We start from the raw sequence: 5774 nt of genomic DNA on the forward strand, positions 1-5774 counted from the left end.
TTCGCCAGCTCGGCGATAACAGGCTCGCCGCCGATCGTCTTGCCGAGACAAAGCGCCAGCTTGCAGCTGGTCTTGCGGAAGCCTTCCGATTCGATCAGCTCCCGGAAATAGACGGTTTCGCGCGTCTCGTTCGGGAGCTCGATGCCGATGACGTTGCGGCCAGGCACGACGGCGACGCGCGCCGAAATCGCCGACATGGAGCGGGCGATATCGTCGGCAAGCCCGATGACGCGAGAAGATTTGACGCCCGGCGCCGGCTCGAACTCATAGAGCGTGACCACCGGGCCTGGGCGAACATGAATGATCTCGCCGCGCACGCCGAAGTCCTCGAGCACGCTTTCCAGCAGATCGGCGTTCTGCTCGAGCCGCTCCTGCGACATGTAGAAGCCTTGTCCCTCCGGTGGCTGCTGCAACAGCTCTTCCGAGGGAAGCTCATAGGGATCGCCCGCGGTTGACAGCACGACCTTTCCAGCCCCAGGCAAGCGCGCGGAGCGGGCGGCAACGGCCCTGGCAGGGACGTTCACACTTGGCGCGGCCGACGCGGAAACGGCGTCGCTTTTGGCGGCTGGGATTGCGACAGGCTGGACCGGCGACGGCGCATCGCTCGCCGGCACGCCGGGTTGGGCGACGGCCTGGTTCGAATTGGCCGGCCAAGCATCCGGCAACGGCTTCAAGGCCTGGCCCGGAAGGCAGTCGATGACACGAAACAATGCGGTGGCATCGGTCCCTGGGCGAATATCGATCGGCGTAGCGGTGACTGGCGCCACGGCGAGCGATGCAGGCGACGCTGGACCGGTCTGCCGGGCCGGCGACGAAACGTCGACCAGATAGGGGGCCATGGCCTCGAAGAAGGCATGATCCGAAAGATACGGCCAGCGCAGCCTTTCGGAAGTGGTCGTTTTGATCGGGCCGCCCGGAGCAACGGACGCACGCGCGGATGCCTGCCCCGTCGCGGCCGTCCTCGGCGGCATCGGCGCAACGGCTGGCACCTTCTCCCTGGCGCGCCCCGCGGCAACAAAAGCAGCAGCCGGCGGCAGTGGCCCTTGCGTGGCGTGGCCGGCCAGCGGCTGGGAAGCAGGGCTTTTCACCGAAGCCGGCAATGCCAGGAGCGAAGGCGCGGAGGACGCCCCTTTGATCATGGATTGCGCAACGGCTTGCTCTGCTGGGCGAGTCGCGGCGTGTTCGACAACACGCTCGTGCTGCGGACGATGCTTCCTGGCCTCATAGTCCGGCGTGCGTGTAAAACGCACGTTGGGTGCAAGGAAGAAATATTCCTGCCAGGCAGGGCTCTCGATATCGCCGATTTTCGAAAGCGTGTCGTCCGAGCCACCCCGCGGCTCCATATAGGGCCGCTTGTTGCCACCGAGATCGACCACCGGCGCTGAATAGCCGGCCTGGCGTGTGGCGGGCTGCCGGCCGCCCGGCTCCTTGCGAGCCGGACGATCAAGGTCGCCTGCCGCAGAAGAACCTCGCTGACCACCCCTGTCGCCGATGCTCTCGGAGCGCTTCCCCTCGGGATCATCAGGCGATGCGGCCGTCGATAAATTGACCCGGGAAAAACGCTTGGCTTCCATTCTCAAGACTCACTCTGAAATGTCTGCCGAGCAATAGGGAGCGAGTGGTTAACAGTTGCTTCCCGGATGGATCGCCGACCATCCTGGGCACCAAAATCTTCGTGGTAATCGGCGAGCGACACGGCACGATCGTCGTCTCGCCGCATCCACGCCGGTGGCGCGATCTACTCGCCGTGCCGCAGCAGCTCGATGGGTATCTTCGGACAATCCCTGTTCGGAATCTGGCTCTGTTCGAGAATCTGGTCATGATCCCGCGATCACCCCATCATGCCTGGGGCGCCGGACCGTTTCCGTGAAGCGATGAGGTGCGCTAGCCGGTCTTGCCGTGCCGGACAAGGTCCTGGGCAATGGACAGCTGCAGCGCTTCCGCCAACTCTCGCGCAGCGCGATTCTCGGCGTCGATCTGCGCCCGGTATGCGGCGAATTCCTGACGCGGCCTGTCGAAGGACGAGGTGATCGAACGCTTGCCGGATGCGATCACCACGCCGGTCTTCGCATCGGCCAGCGTATAGCTGCCGGTCAGCGTCACGGAACCGGCGGTCGGTTCGTCTTCATCCGTTCCGACCTGCACGAGTGCCGCGGACTCGACCGCTTCGGTCACGCCGAGATTGAGCGAATAGACCGGCGAGGCCGGCTCGCCGGCGCCTCGTCCAAACCCGAAAATCAGATTGTTGCGCACCTGTTGGCCGTAACGCGTATTGACCGGCTTGATGCCGATCAACGCCAGTTCGGCACTGGCACTGGCCTGCGAACCCGACAGTGGCGCGCTCGAATAGAGCGGCCGCACCGTGCAGGCCGAGACAAGCGCGAGCGAACCTATCAGGCCGGCAAGCGCAATGCGGCGCAGCAAATGGTTCAACTCTGTCTTTTCCCGATCAGGCAACGACATTGACGATCCTCTGCGGCACGATGATCACCTTGCGCGGAGCCTTACCTTCAAGTGCTTTCTGCACGAAGTCGAGAGCCAATACCGCTTTTTCGACCGCACCTTGGTCCGCGTCGCGGGCAATTGTCAAATCCCCCCGCTTCTTGCCGTTGACCTGTACCGGATAGGTGACTTCGTTGTCGACCACCAGCGCCGGATCGAAGACCGGCCAGGGCCGTTCGGCAACGAGATCGGTGCCGCCAAGCGTTGCCCAGCACTCCTCGGCCAGATGCGGCATGATCGGCGCGATCAGATGCACGAGAATCTCCACCGCCTGCCGACAGGCGCCTTTCAGCGCTGCATCGGCCTTGCCTTCGGCCACCTCGTTGAGCGGCGTGGTCAGCGCGTTGGCCAGTTCGTAGATGCGGGCGATGGCGCGGTTGAAAGCGAGCTTCTCGATATCCTCTCCGACCGCCTTCAGGATCTTGTGCGCGGCCTTGGAAACCACCGCGGCCTCGCCGCTGCTGGCCGCTAAGGGCTTGATGCCGGCCAGTGTTTCGGCCGCCGTCGACACCAGGCGCCAGATGCGCTGGATGAAGCGATGCGCACCGGCAGCGCCATCGTCGGTCCACTCGACATCGCGCTCGGGAGGAGAATCGGACAGCATGAACCAGCGCGCCGTATCGGCGCCGTAGCCATCGGTGATGTCTTCCGGGCTCACCGTGTTCTTTTTCGATTTCGACATCTTTTCCAGCGGGCCGATGGTGACGGCCTCGCCGGTGGCGATGTCGATGGCGCTGCGCTTGCCGTCGACGTCCTCCAGCCGAACTTCGGTGGGCGCCAGCCAGCGGCCATTCGATGCCGAGCCGACGCGATAGGTTTCGTGCACCACCATGCCTTGCGTGAACAGGCCCTTGAACGGCTCGGCCAGATCGACATGGCCGGCCTCGCGCATGGCGCGGGTGAAGAAGCGCGAATAGAGCAGATGCAGGATCGCGTGCTCGATCCCGCCAATATACTGGTCGACCGGCAGCCATTCGTTGGCCGCCTTGGGATCGGTCGGTTCATGCGCCCACGGCGCGGTGAAGCGGGCAAAGTACCACGACGAATCGACGAACGTGTCCATCGTGTCGGTTTCGCGCCGCGCATCCCTGCCGCATTGCGGACATTTCACATGGCGCCATGTCGGATGCCGGTCGAGCGGATTGCCCGGGCGATCGAAATCGACATCGTCGGGCAGCTTCACCGGCAGGTCCACCTTCGGCACCGGCACCACGCCGCAAGCCTCGCAATGGATCATCGGGATCGGGCAGCCCCAGTAGCGCTGGCGCGAAATGCCCCAGTCGCGCAGGCGGAAATTCACCTTGCGCTCGGCCATCGGCCGGTTGCCGATGGTCTTCTGCTCCAGCAGTTTGGTGACTTCGTCGAAAGCCTGATCCGGCTTCATGCCGTCGAGAAAGCGCGAATTGATCATCACGCCGTCATCGACATAGGCTTCGTCGATGATCTGGAACGTCGCCGGATTCTCGCCTTCCGGCATCACCACCGGAATCACCGGCAGGCCGTATTTGTTGGCGAAGTCGAGGTCGCGCTGGTCGCCGGACGGACAGCCGAAAATGGCGCCGGTGCCGTATTCCATCAAAACGAAATTGGCGACATAGACCGGCAGCGTCCAGTTGTCGTCAAACGGATGGACGACGCGGAGGCCGGTGTCGAAACCCTTCTTCTCAGCTGTCTCCAGCGCCGCCACCGAGGTGCCCATATGGCCGATATCCTCAATGAACTTCGCCAGCGCCGGATTGTGCGCAGCGGCCTTCTTGGCCAACGGATGATCGGCGGCGACAGCCATGAAGGAAGCGCCGAAGATGGTGTCGGGCCTTGTCGTATAGACTTCCAGCTCATGCTCGCCACCAGAGGCGTCGGCCAGAGGCCAACGGATCAGCAGGCCTTCCGAGCGGCCGATCCAGTTCTGCTGCATCAGCTTCACTTTTTCCGGCCATTCGTCGAGGCCGTCGAGCGAATCCAGCAGATCCTGCGCGAAATCGGTGATCTTGAAGAACCACTGCGTCAGCTCGCGCTGTTCGACCAGCGCGCCCGAGCGCCAGCCGCGCCCGTCGATGACCTGCTCGTTGGCGAGCACCGTCATGTCCTCCGGATCCCAGTTGACCTTGGAGGATTTGCGCGTCACCAGCCCCTTCTCGACAAAATCGAGGAACAGCATCTGCTGGCGGTGGTAATAGTCGACGTCACAGGTGGCGAATTCGCGCGCCCAGTCCAGCGACAGCCCCATGACCTTGAGCTGCTCGCGCATGGTGGCGATGTTCTGGTAGGTCCACTCCTTGGGATGGACCTTGTTCTGCATCGCCGCGTTTTCGGCCGGCATGCCGAAGGCGTCCCAGCCCATCGGGTGCAGCACGTTGAAACCCTTGGCCCGCTTGTAGCGCGCCACCACGTCGCCCATCGTGTAATTGCGGGTATGACCGATATGGATGCGCCCCGACGGATAGGGGAACATCTCCAGCACATAGTATTTCGGGCGCGGATCGTCATTGTGCGCTTCGAACAGCTTCTTGGCGTCCCAGGCCTTCTGCCATTTGGGCTCTGACGCGCGCGGATTGTATCGTTCGGTTGCCATGGGACGTTTTTCACTTAAAAGCATGCGCGAACTGCGGGCGACGGCTCGGCAGTTCAGGGAATGTGGTCCGGGTGTTCACCATGGTTTGGCAAACCCGTCAACCATATGGGTATCGCGTCTGACAAAAACGCCGGTCAAAACAGCAGGATTTGCATATGGGCGATGCCGTTCAGCAGTTTTTCGCGGTCAAGGCGAAGATCGACGCCGCCGAGCGCGAGGCCGGCCGCGAAGCCGGCGCCGTGACGCTGGTCGCGGTCTCCAAGACCTTTGACGCTGCCGACATCGGCCCGGTCATCGAAGCCGGCCAGCGCGTCTTCGGCGAGAACCGTGTGCAGGAGGCGCAAGGCAAATGGCCTGATCTGAAGGACGCTTTTCCTGGCATCGAACTGCATCTGATCGGCCCGCTGCAATCCAACAAGGCCAAGGAGGCTGTGGCGCTGTTCGACGTCATCGAGACGATCGATCGCGAGAAGATCGCCGCCGAACTGGCCAAGGAGATCGCCAAACAGGGCCGCGCGCCAAAACTCTATGTCCAGGTCAACACCGGCTCCGAGCCGCAGAAGGCCGGCATCGAGCCGCGCGAGGCCGTGGCTTTCGTCACCCGCTGCCGCGACGTCCATGGCCTCGCCATCGAGGGCCTGATGTGCATCCCGCCGGCCGACGAGAATCCCGGCCCGCACTTCGCGCTGTTGGAAAAGCT

At 63.4% G+C, this 5774-nt stretch carries 4 protein-coding genes; 1 reads left to right on the forward strand and 3 read right to left on the reverse strand.

Features of this window, described 5'->3' with window-relative positions; translation table 11 throughout:
• The 3 genes from EN893_RS15700 to leuS form a co-directional block, all read right to left on the reverse strand.
• On the reverse strand, window positions 1-1574 hold a 1574-nt coding region (locus tag EN893_RS15700; protein ID WP_281062483.1), incomplete at its 3' end, for a DNA translocase FtsK.
• A 310-nt stretch (window positions 1575-1884) separates the two neighbouring features.
• On the reverse strand, window positions 1885-2463 hold the full coding sequence (lptE, locus tag EN893_RS15705; protein ID WP_127269446.1) for an LPS assembly lipoprotein LptE: 579 nt from the start codon (window positions 2461-2463) through the stop codon (window positions 1885-1887).
• On the reverse strand, window positions 2450-5074 hold the full coding sequence (gene leuS / locus EN893_RS15710) for a leucine--tRNA ligase (protein WP_127269445.1): 2625 nt from the start codon (window positions 5072-5074) through the stop codon (window positions 2450-2452). Before leuS ends, lptE begins: the two co-directional genes overlap by 14 nt.
• Before the next feature lie 155 nt (window positions 5075-5229).
• Between leuS and EN893_RS15715 the strand changes: the two genes are divergently transcribed.
• A partial coding sequence (locus EN893_RS15715; RefSeq protein WP_128361632.1) for a YggS family pyridoxal phosphate-dependent enzyme occupies window positions 5230-5774 on the forward strand: 545 nt, incomplete at its 3' end.

Source organism: Mesorhizobium sp. M7A.F.Ca.CA.004.04.2.1 (assembly GCF_004022825.1).
GTDB lineage: Bacteria > Pseudomonadota > Alphaproteobacteria > Rhizobiales > Rhizobiaceae > Mesorhizobium.